Origin of the sequence: Actinopolymorpha sp. B11F2, from assembly GCF_040195635.1 — a bacterium.
Classification (GTDB): Bacteria; Actinomycetota; Actinomycetes; order Propionibacteriales; family Actinopolymorphaceae; genus Thermasporomyces.
The window spans coordinates 357,315-370,479 of record NZ_JBEFTX010000005.1 but is presented as its reverse complement, the minus strand read 5'-3'; the positions used below and the strand labels follow the sequence as shown (position 1 = coordinate 370,479).

Here is a 13,165-nt window from a genome sequence, read left to right as displayed (position 1 = left end):
GTGGCGCGACGCCTGGTACGTCCGCGCCGGCGACGCAGTCGACGCACGCACCCCGACACCTGGCACGCGCGTACCGGCATCTGGTTCTGCGCGACCGCGACCGGGCTCATCCTCACCGTCCTCATGCCGACAGTGCTCGGCGTGCTGCTGCTCGCCGGTGTCGGCATCGACATGCGCCGCTGCCTCGCACACCGGCCAGACCCCGATGCCGATCCGCGGGCGGAACGCCGACGCCAATGACCCCACACCAAGCGCGCAACACGCCCACTGACCCGAGCCTTCCGAAAGGACCCTCAACCGTGTCTCGCACCCGCAGAATCGCTCTTAGAGCCATAGAGACGTTCATCGCCCTCATCTCCACGGTGCTGACGTTCGGCGTCGCCGTCGCCATCTTGATGCCTCAGTTGCTGCCGTTGGACCGGACCTGGGTAGGCATCGCCGTGCTGGCCGCGGTGGGTTACAACCTCCTCGTCGACGGCTGCTTCCTCGTACGCCGGGTACACCGCGACCTGCTCGCGCCGCCCGTACCAGTCGCGGTCGTGCTCCAGGGTCGGTGGCGCGACCTCCTCGACTGCCACGGCCTCCACGTCGACGAACCACGAGTCCTCGTCGACCTCCACCGCGGCCCATCAGCCGAGTTGACCTACCGCGACGAGCACCTGGTGCTGATCGTCGGACCGGACCTGCTGATCCAGCCCGCCCGGGTCGTCCGACACGTGCTCGCCGTCCAGGCAGCGCGGCTGGCCACCGGAGCCCACGACATCGTCGCGACCGCACGGATCTTCAGCCACATCGCGAACGCCTTGTACGTAGCCGCTGCGGTGCTCATTGGCCTCGGCATGCTCACCTCCAGCAATGCCGTCGGATTGCCGCTCTACGTCGCCGCAGCCGCCGCGTACGCCGCGGCAGTCGCCACGTCCACGATCACCGACCACTGGGTCACCAGCACCTACCACACCGCCACCCAGGTCGCCGGTCATCTGCTCGGTGAGCCACTCACCACGGCGATCCGCGACCACATCAGCGACCTCGACGGCTGGGAACTGGCCTGGTGCGAACCTGCCTGGAGCGACCGAGCCATCCACCGCGAGGGTGCGGAGGTGAGCTCCTAATGGCCTCCGAACCGCTCACCCTGCACGATCTGTTCGGCGACGCCGAACCCGAAACGATTGTCGAGGACGTCTACGGCGACGGCACCGAGCTGCTCATCGGCCACCTCGACACCGGCGAGATCGACCGCCGAATCCGCGCACAACACTGGTGGCGACCCGGCATCACCGTCGACCACGCCACCGTCGACCACGCCTGGGTCACCTTCGACGTCCACGCACCGCACTGCGACGCACCAGACCCGGCAGATCCAGGCCGGGACTGTGACTGCTCCTGGGACGACTGGATCCTCTACCACTGGCGCGAAGCCACACCGGCCACCAAAGACGCCGCGCCGGTCACCTTCGTACGCCTCGACCAGGCCACCGGTGTCGCGTTCGACACGGGAGCCGCCGCATGAGCCGGCTCCCAGAGATCGAAGCACTCCTGCCGCCTGGGTGGTGGACCGCCGACGCGGCCTGCGCGCAGACCGATCCCGAGGCATTCTTCCCCGACGTCGGCGGCTCGAGCCAGGGGGCGAAAGCCGTCTGCCGGCGCTGCCCGGTCCGCGCCGAATGCCTCGAGCATGCACTCACAAGTGGCGAACGGTTCGGCGTCTGGGGCGGCCTTTCCGAGCCCGAACGGCGCCGGTTCAAACGCACCCATGCCGCCGAGCTGAACGCCAGAAAGGGGAACGCCGCATGACCACCGCCACAGCCCAGCCGCCGAACACCGATGAGCTCACCGTCGTCAAACACCTCGCCGCCGGGCACAGCATCGGTTTCGCAGCCGACGCCGCCGGCATCATCAGATCCAACGCACAATCCATCGCCGAACGATGCGGACACCCGGATCCGATCCAACTCCGCCGAGCGGTCGCGCAGCTGCTGCGCCGGCATGACGAGCAGGCGCACGAGGCGATCCCAGCCGCCGAAACGCTGCAACAGCGGCGCGGGCACATCGTTGAGCTTCGGCAGGCCGTAGGGCCGGGAGGCGGCGCGTGGCTTGATTGTGTGCCGTGTGCACGCCGACCGTGTTCGTCGGCGTACCGGCCGAATGCAACGACCTCGCCGGCCGGCTCACCCGCCGGCCGGCCGAGGTTCGGCGTCGCCTGGCGGCTATGCGACCGGTGCGGCGACCACACGTTCGACAACCACGGCCAGCCCCTCTGCGACACCGGCCGGGCCTCGCACACCGAACCCTGCCGTGCCTGCACCAACGCCCTCGTACAACCCACCACACTCGCCAGCGAGAGGAGGAACACGCGTGGCCACCTCATCAGCGTCGGCAACTCCGAAGCATCCGACGCTGCGACGCCCACTGCCACGACGCCACCGAACCCGATTGCAACTGCATCTGCGGCGGCCGCTACCACGGTCGTGGCGTCGACACGGCCCGAGCTCAGCTGCAGGACGACCTTCTCGCCGGACGGCTCGGAACCGAGCTCGCCGACGCAGCCCGCCACGTACTCGCCGCCGGCGCCCAAGACTCTGTTCTGAACTGTTCCCGGCCGCGTCCGCCGGCACGTCCACTGGAGCCCTTCTGTGAGTATCCGCGTTATGAACTGGCTGTGGGAACACTCCGCAGCATCCGGGAGCGAGCTGCTCCTACTCCTCGCCATCGCCGACGCCGCAGACGACCACGGCCGCAACGCCTACCCGTCCATCAACACCCTCGCCGCCAAGACCCGCATGTCCCGGCGAACCGTCCAACGACTCATCGGAAAACTCGCAGAGGAAGGTCACCTAGAAGTCAGCAAGGCCGGGGGCCGGATGTCCAATTCATACGCGATCACCCTCATCAACGTTCAGGAATCGACTGGAGAATCCACCGAGATTTCCACAACCCCTTCAGGCAGTCCAACTGACACGGCACCAGACATTCCTGAGTCGACTGAAGAGTCCGCAACCGGTGACAGTCTGACGCAGCGTCAAAATGACACCGGTGACAAAATGACACCCCAGGGGTGTCACAGCTGTGACACCCCAGGGGTGTCACAGCTGTGTCACCCAACCCTCCCTATACCCAGAACCCCCTCCACCCGAGCGCGCTCGCGCACGCGCGAGGCACCTGGCCCACAAGGGCAAACCGTAGGAGGTGGAGGAGCAGACAACGACTCAACACGAGACCCACGCCCGATTGAGCGGCAAGCCAAGGGCGGCGAGGTCCTGGAATCCCTCGGACCCGATTGGCGGATCGGAAAACGGTCCGCCAAGCTTCTGCAGAAACCCCTCGCAGAAGCCCTAGAAGCCGGCTGGAGCGCCGAAAAACTCTCAGAGTACCTCCGGGCAAACCCCGAAGGCGTGAAGAGCTCATACGCCGTTCTAGCGGCTCGACTCGCCGACCTACCCGACCCTCCGCAGAAACCGAGGGAATGGCCAACCTGGTGCGGCACATGCGACGAGACGATCCGCATGCGCGAAAACAAGGCCGGCGAACCCTTCCGATGCCCGGGGTGCCATCCCGCCGTCGTGCAGCACGACCCGTCTCTGGAGCAAGCGTCTTCGGGACCGAGTACCGGGCGAGCAGGAAACACGTCCGTGCGCGCACGTCGTCAGCCATACGAGCCAAGGCATCCGAACCGTGCCCTCGGCTGAAGCATGGGCGGACGAGTCGTTCGCAGAACGAGCGTCCGCCGGCTTCTACATCCTCGCCGCAACTCTCGTCCCAGCTAATCGCCGCGACCATGTCCGGACGATCATGCGTGCGCTGCGCGGCAACCACAGCGGCAAACTGCACTGGAACGACCTCGAACCTCGCGAGCGCAAACACGCCGCCGAGCAAGTTGCTGCCCTGGACGAGGTGCATGTGGTCGTCGCCGCCTCGCCGGTGCCGGTGCGCCGGCAGGAGCGCGCCCGACGGGTCTGCCTCGAACGGCTCATCATCGAACTCCACCAGCAGGGCGTCACCACCCTGTTCATGGAATCCCGGGGGAGTCGACGCCTCGACTCGCTCCCCTGAAGTGCGCTGCCGCAGGGTCCCGGTATGCCCCGGGCCCACCTGGCGCCACGACTTCCAGCGCCCGTTGTACCCGCGGGCTGACCTGACGAGCGGGTTGTTACCAGGGGTCTTCGGACACTCCCGGAACCGTGAACTCCACCCAGCCGCGCTCCATCGACTGCACCTCGAGCTCATACTCGCCAAGCCAACGGCGCGAAGAGTCCAAATTGCTCCAGCTACGAGCCAACTCCTCCAGGTGCCCCAACAACGTCGGCGTATCATCCGGATCCGCATAGATCCGGTACGGCTCGGACCGGGCACCATTCTCCCGCCACCGCACCCGAACCTCGAGATTCTCCTCCGCCACCAGTCCACCCCACTCTCGTCGCGGCAGTTGGTCGAGCGTAGCCATGTGTGTGCCGCATCCGGCGGATTGGCTCACAGTGTGCTGTGGCGTCGCGGGCGGGCCATGACCTTCTGACATCACGGCGAGCCCGAATGGGCTGCGCGGAACCAGAACTGGACACCGATATCTCGCCGACCCGGTGACCGGCCGCGAGCTCGCTGTCGCTAAGGCGTCCTGGCCCAGCGGACTCCAGCTCGGCCAGGGGCAAGCCGGTCGTCCTCGACCTTGATCCGGAGGCCGCAGACCTTGCCTGACTCGAGGAACTCGGCTTCGAGGTCTTCACCTCCGTTGACGCACTCCTTGGCTATGCGATGCGCCGCAACGACTTAGCGGCGGGAGAAAGCGTTCCTGATGACACCGCGGCGGAAGAGGCGGCCCAACAGCCCCCGTAGTCAACGCCGAGCGCGGCTGCCAGGCTGCCCGAAGCTGCGTCGTCAGCCGCCGAGCGTGGGTTCGAACGGGCGATGAGGGACGTCTGTGAACGGGCACGCAAGGATCTCACCGGCCTAAGCAGCGGCGCAAACCAGCTCGGGCTCCTGCTCGAAGATGCGCGGCGAGGCGGCAAGGGGGCATTCACAGCAGGGCGACTTTGGTGATTGGCCTGCGGGCAGGTGAGAACTGCCTCACAATGATCTCCTGCTGGGGGGAGATCGCCATGTGCAGTGTAATGTGAGCAGAACGCGGCTGTGAATTCGCCGGCCGCGTGAATAGCGAATAGCGGCTTCCAGCATTCCTCCACACGCAGTACGTTGCCATTCGTGTGCGTGACGAGAACGACGGGAAGACCTTCGGGCCCACTCTGACCTGGCCAGATGGCACAAGAAGTCGTGCAAGTGCTCGCCGGGTAACCGAAGTGCACGCCTGCTGGTAGACGTGGCTTTCCGTGCGCGGTCGATTAGTCAAGATCTGCCGAATACGAAGCCATGCCTGGTGAGGGCGATGAGCACATAGGCAGCACGAGCCAGGCGGACGTGTGGGCGCGCAGAAGGCGGTCGACGCGGCAGTCTACGAGGACGTCCGGTCGACATAGTGGTCGGCGCTGATGCTAGCGCAGTCGATGAGGTGCGGGCACGTGTGACTGACGCCGGACGGCAATAAGGGCTGGCGAGCCTCGAGATGGCGCTGTTGGCGCGGAGCTGAGGGTGACGTTCTCCTGCAGCCGGAGAAGGCGACGGAGCCCGAGAAGGCGGCCAAGCCCAGACGCCGCCGGTTCGCCGCCTGATTCGGGGCGGTGAGGCTCAGACGGTCGTCCCCGAGTTGCTCGTAGAGCACAGACCGCCAGGGCCCTGCCTCCCAGTCCCCGAGGAGGGCCCTGGCCCGAGCGGGTCCATGGCACCCGGTCGTGGATCCTGCCCAGGAGAACCTCCTGGAGAGAGAAAGGACTGGAGATGAAGAGGTTGGTAGTGGCGCTGGCAGCGGTCACGCTGTTGGCCGGCTGTGGTGGTGGTGAGCCGACGGATGAGCCGACGCCCACGCCGACGGTGAAGGCGACGAGGACACCGAAACCGACGAAGAGCCCAGAGCCGAAGGAGCCCGCGCAGGCAGGTGCGGCGCAGGTCTGGCGGGGCGGGGACGGGTCGGTGGTCGAGTCGACGCTGCTGGAGTACCGGCCGTCGGTGGCGACGCCGGACTTCCCGGCGTCGAGGGAGGGGGAGGACTTTGACGCGATCCGGGTGCGGGTGTGCATCAAGGAGTGGTCGGGTCCTCCGACGGCGACGAGTCCGGCGCCTTGGCTGCTCGTGTACCAGGACGGCAGCGCGGCGTCGACGGTGCTCACGCCGTCTGCGGTGGCTCCGACCTACCCGGAGCGGGTGCTGCGGGAAGGGCAGTGCTCCTCGGGCTGGATCACGTACGCGGTGGTGGAGGGGACGACTGCCGCGTCGGTGGAGTACGCGGCAGCAAGTGATGACGCGACGGCCGTGCAGGACGACCTGCCGCTGCAGTGGCTGCTGGACGTCAAGTAGCAGGCAGGGGTGCCGACAGACGACCAGGTTCGAGCGCTGGAGCCCCACGACCGCCGGAGTGGCGGTACCACGAGTGGACTGGAGAGAACGATGAGGAAGGTGATCCTGGCGGTCGCAGCGTTGGCGCTGCTCGCCGGATGTGGTGGGGCTGATGGCACCGAGGCGCCTGCCGACAGCGGGACCGAGAAGGCCGCCCCGGCGCCAAAGGAGAAGCCGGCGGACAAGCGGAAGCCGCACGTGGACGGGCAGGACGTGTTCGCGTGGATCGACGAGAACTACTCGGACCCGCAGCCAGTGAGGTCGGTGAAGGTGGTAGATGGCGGCGCCATGTCGGTGGAGCTGAAGCCCGAAGACGTCGACTGGTTCGACAGCCCCGGTGCGGCAGGGTTCGCCGGCTGCGGCATGACCCGCAACTACTTCGACGAGAAGGGTCTGGATCAGCCCGAGATCCTCGTGTGGGCCGAGGGTCACCCGGCTCTCGCGTCGGCTCCGGCGGGCGGGAAGTGCTCGTTCGGGTGAGCAGGGAGGGCGACCGGCAGCCAGACGTGTGCAAAGGCACGCCCGCCCACGACCGCCGGAGTGGCAGTGCGACGAGTGGACTGGAGAGAACGATGAGGAAGCTGATCCTGGCGGTCGCAGCGGTAGCGCTGCTCGCCGGATGTGGCGGGGCAGCTGCCAAGGACGAGCAGGAACCGGCCAGGGCGAAACCGAAGGTGGAGCAGGTCGAGGAGAAGCCGAAGCAGCCGACGGCTGAGCAGGTGACGCGGCAGCTGGCCGAGGCGATCCCGACGGTGAAGCTGTTCCGCGTGTACACGGCCGAGGACGACCCCAACGACATGCTCGGCCGGCCTGGTGGCTACTTGTCCAAGACGGCGTTCCACGACTCGCGAGCGAAGGACGAGGAGCTGGAGTACCTGGAGAAGGACGCGATCGAACGGGGCGGATCGGTAGAAATGTTCGCTACTGAGCAGGAGGCGAAGCAGCGGTACGAGTACCTGTCCGAGGTGGTGAAGGCTGCGGCGGGTCTGGTGGGCGAGTACGACTACCTGTCTGGCACGACTGTGGTCAGGGTGTCGCGGTTCCTGACCCCCGACCAGGCGAAGGAGTACGAGGCGGTGATGAGGTGATGAGGGGCTTGTTGCTGGTGGCTGCGCTTGTTCTCGGGCCGGCGGCCGGTGTCACGGCCGGTTGGTGTGCTGGAGCGCACTACGCGGCGGCGGCTCCTGTAGGTCCGCGCGGGCCGGCGGGTCCGCCTGGTCTGCAGGGTCCGCAGGGGCCGCAAGGGCGGGCAGGGTTCGCGGCGGCGTACGAGGGCTTGGGGGGCGAGCCCGACCTGTCGGGCGCGATCGTGATCGCCCGGACAGGGCCGATCGGATGTCCCGACGGGACCTCCGCGTTCCTCGGCCCGTTCCCGGTGGAGCTGTATCCGAGCTACAGGCTGTGCGAAGTGGACTGACAAGAGCGGGCCATCGGGCGTTGGCTTCGGCTGTGCGGGGCGGACGGTGCTCGATGAGCTGAGCAAGGAGGGCGGCCAGCCGCGTGCCAGGGTGCGACGCCCGGGCGCCCACGACCGTCACAGTGGCGGCGGCATCGACGAGGAGGAGAAATGGCACCGAAGACAGGCTCGAAGCACAGGGAGCGGACGCGAATTGTACTGCCTGACGGCACGTGGATCAACCTGTACGACGACGGGGAGATACTGATCGCTCGGTACAACTCGCGGGTGGACGTGTCGGAGATCCTGACCCGTGGGCCGGGCCAGGACGGCTCCGGTGCTGCCCATGTGCGGATGAGGTTCGTGCAGGACCCGGGCTTGCCGGAGAAGCGGACGGTTCCGCGCGACGACGACGTAACGATCTGACAAGAGCGCGCCCGGCAGGCGGTGACGCATCTGGCCGGGCCCTCGATCGCCGGTGAGGAGCGACTGTGATGGCCAAGGTAGACGAGCTTGACCGCAGCTGCGAGAGGCTGCTGATTCACCGCGAGCGCGCCAGGTGGCTGTCTTTGCCCGCTCGCGGAAGACGCCGCACAGCCGGAGCTGGCTGTGCGGGTCCCGGAGAGATTGTGGACCCGGACAAGCTGCGTCGGGCGATGCCTGCGCATCGAGGGCAGCGGACTGACTGTGTCCGCCGACGTGAAGGGCCAGGCGGTACAGCAGCTGCTAGCTGCGGCAAGCGTTCGCTGACCACGATGTCGATGCCGAGACGCTGCGGCTGGTCGGGACCATGCCGGAAATTTGCCTGAGGTCGCTGCAGACGCTGGAGCGGCGGAAGCGCATCGCGTGAGCGCCCTGGTCGCGAGAGCCCTCGAAGGCCACGGAGCGCTTTCGGCGCACAGCTGCTCCAAAACCGGTCCTTGCCATCCCGGCACTTCAAGTGTGCGGGCGCGCTCCCGTCACGCAAGATCGTTCGTCCTCGCTCCGTAAGCTCCGCTGCGGGCGCTCCATCTTGCGCTCTGGTCGCTTGTACGCCCGCTGACTCTTCGGCGCCGGGACAGCAAGGGAAAGGGTCGGCCGGCTGGGACGAGACCACCGGTCGGTAGGGAGCGGAGAGGGGGACTGTTGAGTACCGCGAGGAAGACCAGGGCAAGCCGGAAGAGCAAGAAGAACACGGAAGGTGTCCGCTGCGACGCTGGTGGAGAAGGTTGCCGGTCTGATGGCCGAGATCACCGACCAGGTGGCCGAGCTCGCGACGGCCGAAGGGTGGCAGCGGACGCTCACCTGGCCGGCAGCCAGGAACCTGACAACGGGCTGGTCCCGCCTGGGCCGGCTGCTCGGGTTCCGCGCCAGGACGTGTCCTGGCGGACCGGCGGCCGAGGTGAGCGGCTGGTGGGTCGCACGCTGTGGTAGGCCCGCCTCACGGATGGCGGACGCTCCACGCGATACCGATCGGTGAGCACGGCGCCGACATCGACCACCTCCTGATCGGACCCAGCGGCGTGCTCACGATCAACACCAAACATCACCGCGGCGCCACCTGAAAGCCGGACGCGCCGCAGAAGCCCTCACCCGAGTCACCGGCGGCAGTGTCGAAGTCCGCCCGCTTATCGTCGTCGTCGGAGCGGTCCGCATCCGCGGACGACGCACCCGCACCGCCCACGTCCTCGCCCGCCGCTCATTGCTCTGGAACCTGCTCTGGCGCCGCGGCCACCTCACCGCCTACCAACGGGGCCGCTCCACCACCTGGACCAGATCCCACCGCCAGCGCAGGCGCACCTCTTATCCACAGCGCCAGTAGCCGACGCGGGAGGTCTGAGAGCGTCGTGCCGCCGTGCACTTGTCGGAGGCCTCAGGCAGGGAAGGGTCAGAACGCGCAGGTAGCCACTCCTGAGGGGGCCGATCGCCCATCGAGGGCCTCTCTCGCCGCTCGCGGCGATGGCATGTGGGGTAGCACCAACCGGCCGGGTGAGGTGGACGGGCCGCTGGGCCGTCACCACTGACCCCTACAGGCACGACGGGAGAGAGAATTGCCGGCCACTCGGGACTCCGGTCGACCCAGGCGTTGTGCGGTTCCCTCGACACCACCACCCATTGCGTGTACGCTACACGCAATGGCTCCGGTGGGGTTACTCTGGGCCGACCACTGGGTGGTCGCGCCCTAGTCATGAAGTTGGTGTGGTCTCTAGGGCTCGGACCGGCGGCGCACGGGGGTCTTTGCTGAGTGACCAATCATGGCTGCGTGGCCGGGAAAACTGCTGGTCCCCGAGGGCGGTGGTAGACGTGGCGGTTGGCGAATGGGAGATGTACCTGGCGTTGAACAAGGCGCTGTGCGAGGTCGTGTTCTCGGCGGAGAACGCCGAGACTCCCGTGTACTTGGACATGGATGAGGATGTTCTGGCGGCAGTCGCCCGACGTGCAGGAGTGCCTGCTGTCAGGGCCGCCGAACACCTGTCATCCGCGACGCGGGGAACTCTAGGGCTTGACGGGCACGCGCCCGTGTTCGGTGGGCATATCGGGCGACTACGCGCCTGGCAGGAGGGCCTGCGCTTGGCCAGAGCACGCCATCAGGAGCCTGAGCCGCCACCGGTGATCGCGCTGCTTGGTGTGTTCACACTCGCGGCCGAGGCGATGGCAGCGGACTCTGACCATGCGGCGCACGCCTACTATCCTCGGTTATTCGAGCTGTTGCGTGTGGATGATCGATCCGCTCAAGACAAGCTCACGACGGCCTACCGGCAGCACGCGGAGTCATTCTGGCGGGCGCTCAGCGATTGGCTGTCTGCAGCAGATGGCAGGTACGGGTTACCGACCTCCTACGCGCTCAGCCATCGGTATGTGGGGCTCCCAATGTCTCAGGCGTTGGTCCGCTCTACAGACCGTCGGCGATTCCCACGGATGTTCAGTCAGTTTGGTTTACCGCCTGGTGTTGAGCTGCCGCCCGCGGACATGGTGCCCTTGCTTGACGCATGGATCAGGCAGAACCCATGTCCGACTAGCAAGGGTCTGCAGTCGTTGTGGCTTCGAGGCGCTGGTCAGGAACGCATCGCGACAGTTGCTGCGATCGAGCTTCAACACTGGGATGGTGCTCACGCCGAGTTCGAAGGGAACGGTTGGCAGGCGGCCGGTGCGGTGCAGCTGGTCGGCCTGCTTCGCCGGTTCCCACGACCTCAGCTGGAGCTGTCGTTTGTTGCGGACTTCCGAACCGAGGCTTCTCCGCGAAGACTGTCAGTGCTGAGCGCTGCCGGAAGCCCGACGCTCGATCTGCTACCTGCGACGGGCCTGCGCGTGCGGCCGCGAGCCTTCGGCGAGGTCGATCCGGGATCACTGGTGGAGGGTTTGCTGCATCTGCAGGATCCGGACTCGGGCAAAGAGGTTCGGAGGCATCCACGCCGGGTAGTGCCGCTGCGTCGAGACGACCTGATCAATGCATACAGCGAGTGTGAGCGAGTGCAACTTGGCGAGGACGTCATGCTGCTGGTGAAGGACCAGGATGCGCTGCGCCGAGACGTGATGCAGATGCTTGCTGTGGTCGCACGTCCAGGCTTTCGGGAACACAACATCTTCCCGGGGCTCCCCGCAGGATGGGTGCTGATCACCGACGTTCAGGTGATGGCGACCCTCTCGGCTGAGCCCGCCCGCAGCGACCTCAACGCACTCGTACCGCTCGTTTCATCGCAGCTCACGTTGGCTGGCGGACTGAAGCTGCCCGGGCGTGCACGGAAGTGGTCGAGCTTGCGACCTCCTGAGGTCCGCGCGGTCGTCCAGGACGCGAAGTCCATAGCGGTCACCATGACTCCGTTGGGAGGGTCGGACGGTGGGGGGCAGGCACAGACATGGACCAGTACACAGCCGTCGCTGGTGGTAGACCTCGCTACTGAGTCACTACCCGACGGCGACTACGAGCTCGCCCTCGTGAGGGGTGGGCGCGTAGCACAGCAGACGCTGTTGCGCCTGCGCTCGTCAGAGACGCCGGACCTCTTCAGCTGGGAAACCGCCCCATCGCTGGTCCATGACCTAAGTCGGCCGCTGACGGTCCTGGCGGCGGAACCTGCGAACGAGTGGGCAAGGGCCGAGGTCAACGGTCCCTTTGTCTCGAAGGCCGAGGAGCCCGAAGGCTGGCTCCCGGGTGCCCCGGCGACCGTCTGGTGGACCGAGGCGAAGCCATCCGACGGCGCCAGAATTCGCCCGATCGTCGTCGCGGCGCCGGACCCAACCTCATGCGTCGTCACCGGTGCGCACCGAATCGAGCTACCGACGTTCTACGGCAAGGCGACGTCACCACTAGTGACTGGAACCTGCAGCACGTGCGGCCTGGTGAAGCGGTTCCCAGCGTGGTACTCCATCCGTCGTTCGAGGCGGAAGCCGCGACTGCAGGCCCATGCCCCGCCCAAGGTAGACGTCCAGGTGCTCCCCGGCGTGAAGAGCGAAGCTACGGCTTGGGACGACGCGCTCGACGCACTTGTGCACACTGGCGGCGGACGCTTCGGATGGCTCGAGCGCCTCGCTCTGCAGATCGAAGGATCCAGCCTGTTCGTAGACACCTTTGCTCGAGCTGTCGAGGCGCTGGGTCATGTAGAGGTGTCTCGAGGGTCCATGCTGGAGCCAGAACAGTGGAGGGTTACGCCTCCGTACCTCGTCGAGCTCGTAGGGGGTTCGCTTCTCCTCACAGGTGCCTGGACTCCAGCGATGCGCCAGAAGCTATGTCGCCGCTCCGAGATGCTCGGCGGACGGCTTACACGCAGGCGTGTGGGAGACGGGCCGAGCTCGTGGATCGTTAGCGGTGTGGACGCTGCGGCAGTCGGCGACGCCGCGGAGGAGGTTGGCGCCGCTGGCGTCGTTCCGGACGCCGCGCCCAGGCTGGCGCGGGCATTGCCGTCCCTATGCGAAGTCGAGCAGAGTCTTCCGCGGGTACCGATGCCCGGGTCCCGACGCGCCACGCGGTTCCATCCTCCGTCCGCGTCGTGGGTATCCACCGGGGTGACGGCATCTCCTGGCGCATACCGCCTGGAGTCTGCCTTCGCAACCACCGACGTGTTCCGCACGGGCGAGGACGTAGCCCAAGGTAACGCCGCCATCGGAACGGTCCAGCTAGTTAAGCATCTTGAGGCACGCCGGACCGGCCGCCCGCTCATCGCATACGACCACCACGCCGCCCAGCTGGCGGTGCCGTTGGGTGCCGACCTCCCGGGCCTGTACGGGCGCGCAGCCGTGCTGTGCAGCGGAAGGTTACCGACCCGCGACGTCCAGCATCGCAAGCTCATATACCACAACGTTCCCGCGGACGTCGCTGCACTGCTCGCCCGCGCCCTCGCTAGCTGAAACTGAGAG

At 67.0% G+C, this 13,165-nt stretch carries 16 protein-coding genes; 15 read left to right on the top strand and 1 reads right to left on the bottom strand.

The genetic code is table 11. From position 1 onward, the window contains the following. From ABN034_RS12495 to ABN034_RS12470, 7 genes are read left to right on the top strand one after another with little or no spacing between them, the layout of a single operon-like run. Window positions 1-240, top strand: coding sequence for a hypothetical protein (locus ABN034_RS12495; RefSeq protein ID WP_349691171.1), 240 nt, complete (start codon window positions 1-3; stop codon window positions 238-240). A 59-nt stretch (window positions 241-299) separates the two neighbouring features. Then, the gene (locus ABN034_RS12490; RefSeq protein ID WP_349691170.1) at window positions 300-1,112 is read left to right on the top strand and encodes a hypothetical protein; all 813 of its coding nucleotides are present in this window, start codon (window positions 300-302) and stop codon (window positions 1,110-1,112) included. Then, the gene (locus ABN034_RS12485) at window positions 1,112-1,510 is read left to right on the top strand and encodes a hypothetical protein (protein WP_349691169.1); all 399 of its coding nucleotides are present in this window, start codon (window positions 1,112-1,114) and stop codon (window positions 1,508-1,510) included. The genes ABN034_RS12490 and ABN034_RS12485 overlap by 1 nt, the downstream gene beginning before the upstream one ends. Beyond that, entirely contained in the window at window positions 1,507-1,794 is a 288-nt protein-coding gene (locus tag ABN034_RS12480) for a WhiB family transcriptional regulator (protein WP_349691168.1), read from the top strand. The genes ABN034_RS12485 and ABN034_RS12480 overlap by 4 nt, the downstream gene beginning before the upstream one ends. After that, window positions 1,791-2,588: a hypothetical protein gene (locus tag ABN034_RS12475; protein WP_349691167.1), complete on the top strand. Its 798-nt coding sequence runs from the start codon at window positions 1,791-1,793 to the stop codon at window positions 2,586-2,588. The genes ABN034_RS12480 and ABN034_RS12475 overlap by 4 nt, the downstream gene beginning before the upstream one ends. A gap of 60 nt (window positions 2,589-2,648) precedes the next feature. Next, entirely contained in the window at window positions 2,649-3,686 is a 1,038-nt protein-coding gene (locus tag ABN034_RS34370) for a helix-turn-helix domain-containing protein (RefSeq protein ID WP_502879023.1), read from the top strand. Continuing rightward, window positions 3,673-4,050 (top strand): hypothetical protein, encoded by a 378-nt coding sequence (locus tag ABN034_RS12470; protein ID WP_349691166.1) that lies wholly within the window; start codon window positions 3,673-3,675, stop codon window positions 4,048-4,050. Before ABN034_RS34370 ends, ABN034_RS12470 begins: the two co-directional genes overlap by 14 nt. 97 nt (window positions 4,051-4,147) lie before the next feature. Here ABN034_RS12470 and ABN034_RS12465 read toward each other — a convergent pair whose 3' ends face one another. Beyond that, window positions 4,148-4,441: a hypothetical protein gene (locus ABN034_RS12465; RefSeq protein WP_349691165.1), complete on the bottom strand. Its 294-nt coding sequence runs from the start codon at window positions 4,439-4,441 to the stop codon at window positions 4,148-4,150. A 1,382-nt stretch (window positions 4,442-5,823) separates the two neighbouring features. On the opposite strand from ABN034_RS12465, the gene ABN034_RS12460 reads away from it, so the two are divergent. The 8 genes from ABN034_RS12460 to ABN034_RS12430 all read left to right on the top strand — a co-directional run bounded on the left by ABN034_RS12460 (window position 5,824) and on the right by ABN034_RS12430 (window position 13,156). Further along, window positions 5,824-6,399, top strand: a complete 576-nt coding sequence (locus tag ABN034_RS12460; protein ID WP_349691164.1) for a hypothetical protein — start codon at window positions 5,824-5,826, stop codon at window positions 6,397-6,399. Between the two features lie 90 nt (window positions 6,400-6,489). Continuing rightward, window positions 6,490-6,918, top strand: a complete 429-nt coding sequence (locus tag ABN034_RS12455) for a hypothetical protein (protein ID WP_349691163.1) — start codon at window positions 6,490-6,492, stop codon at window positions 6,916-6,918. Window positions 6,919-7,010: 92 nt separating this feature from the next. Next, a complete protein-coding gene (locus ABN034_RS12450) occupies window positions 7,011-7,526 on the top strand; it encodes a hypothetical protein (protein WP_349691162.1) in 516 nt (171 codons plus the stop codon). Beyond that, window positions 7,526-7,855 (top strand): hypothetical protein, encoded by a 330-nt coding sequence (locus ABN034_RS12445; RefSeq protein ID WP_349691161.1) that lies wholly within the window; start codon window positions 7,526-7,528, stop codon window positions 7,853-7,855. The genes ABN034_RS12450 and ABN034_RS12445 overlap by 1 nt, the downstream gene beginning before the upstream one ends. 150 nt (window positions 7,856-8,005) lie before the next feature. Continuing rightward, complete coding sequence (locus ABN034_RS12440) at window positions 8,006-8,260, top strand: hypothetical protein (protein WP_349691160.1); 255 nt, start codon at window positions 8,006-8,008, stop codon at window positions 8,258-8,260. 754 nt (window positions 8,261-9,014) lie between these two features. Further along, on the top strand, window positions 9,015-9,293 hold the full coding sequence (locus tag ABN034_RS12435) for a hypothetical protein (protein WP_349691159.1): 279 nt from the start codon (window positions 9,015-9,017) through the stop codon (window positions 9,291-9,293). Next, window positions 9,241-9,378, top strand: a complete 138-nt coding sequence (locus ABN034_RS34365; protein WP_502879022.1) for a nuclease-related domain-containing protein — start codon at window positions 9,241-9,243, stop codon at window positions 9,376-9,378. Before ABN034_RS12435 ends, ABN034_RS34365 begins: the two co-directional genes overlap by 53 nt. A gap of 739 nt (window positions 9,379-10,117) precedes the next feature. After that, entirely contained in the window at window positions 10,118-13,156 is a 3,039-nt protein-coding gene (locus ABN034_RS12430; RefSeq protein ID WP_349691158.1) for a hypothetical protein, read from the top strand. The last annotated feature ends 9 nt before the right edge of the window (window positions 13,157-13,165 follow it).

Coding starts and splice junctions, on each gene's coding strand:
- ABN034_RS12445 (WP_349691161.1), top strand. CDS start 7,526: ATGAGGGGCTTGTTGCTGGTGGCTGCGCTTGTTCTCGGGCCGGCGGCC.
- ABN034_RS12465 (WP_349691165.1), bottom strand. CDS start 4,441: ATGGCTACGCTCGACCAACTGCCGCGACGAGAGTGGGGTGGACTGGTG.
- ABN034_RS12480 (WP_349691168.1), top strand. CDS start 1,507: ATGAGCCGGCTCCCAGAGATCGAAGCACTCCTGCCGCCTGGGTGGTGG.
- ABN034_RS12485 (WP_349691169.1), top strand. CDS start 1,112: ATGGCCTCCGAACCGCTCACCCTGCACGATCTGTTCGGCGACGCCGAA.
- ABN034_RS12450 (WP_349691162.1), top strand. CDS start 7,011: ATGAGGAAGCTGATCCTGGCGGTCGCAGCGGTAGCGCTGCTCGCCGGA.
- ABN034_RS34370 (WP_502879023.1), top strand. CDS start 2,649: ATGAACTGGCTGTGGGAACACTCCGCAGCATCCGGGAGCGAGCTGCTC.
- ABN034_RS12460 (WP_349691164.1), top strand. CDS start 5,824: ATGAAGAGGTTGGTAGTGGCGCTGGCAGCGGTCACGCTGTTGGCCGGC.
- ABN034_RS12475 (WP_349691167.1), top strand. CDS start 1,791: ATGACCACCGCCACAGCCCAGCCGCCGAACACCGATGAGCTCACCGTC.
- ABN034_RS12455 (WP_349691163.1), top strand. CDS start 6,490: ATGAGGAAGGTGATCCTGGCGGTCGCAGCGTTGGCGCTGCTCGCCGGA.
- ABN034_RS12440 (WP_349691160.1), top strand. CDS start 8,006: ATGGCACCGAAGACAGGCTCGAAGCACAGGGAGCGGACGCGAATTGTA.